1 protein-coding gene is annotated in these 636 nt (G+C 59.4%); it reads right to left on the bottom strand.

Annotation, left to right across the window (positions count from 1 at the left end):
• Nucleotides 1-636 (bottom strand): adenylate/guanylate cyclase domain-containing protein (locus tag ACXJ7R_RS35655; RefSeq protein WP_457155876.1); only part of this gene is annotated, 636 nt, incomplete at both ends.

Genomic DNA, 636 nt, shown 5'->3' with positions numbered 1-636 from the left:
CGCCACGACCATTGATTAGCTGAGCCGTGATACGCACTCGCCCTCCAGCCTTGCGTACACTTCCTTCCAGGACGTAGGCGACATTCAGCTTCTTCGCCACCTCCTCGATCAATACCGCCTTGCCCTTGAAGGTAAAGACGGTATTTCGCGCGACGACGGAGAGTCCGGACGCTTTCGAAAGGTCGGTGATAATGTCCTCGGTGATGCCGTCGGAAAAGTACTCCTGCTCGGGATCGCCGCTCATATTCGCAAAGGGCAGGACCGCAATCGATGGCTTCTCCGGAAGTGCAGTCGCCGGTTGCGCCGCACGTCTGCCGGTCTCGCCTGTTCCGGCGCGATAAACCCGCACTGGCTTCGCGATGTTCTTGAGTGTGTGCTCGCCCAGATCGTCGAACGCCAATGCCAGCTTGCCTGTGACATGATCRTGCACGGTGGCGGAGACGTAGATGCCGCCGGGCTCAGCCAGTCCCTCCAGCCGGGCGGCCACGTTGACACCGTCGCCATAGAGATCACTGCCCTCGACGATCACGTCGCCCAGATTGATGCCGATACGCAGGACGATGTGCGAGGCTTCGGGAATGCCTTCGTTAGCAGCAGTGAATCCCTTTTGTAGTTCAACCGCGCATTGTACCGCAT

This window comes from Mesorhizobium sp. P5_C1 (assembly GCF_054049815.1).
The sequence above is the reverse complement of the archived record's forward strand: the minus strand, read 5'-3'. Positions and strand labels throughout refer to the sequence as shown.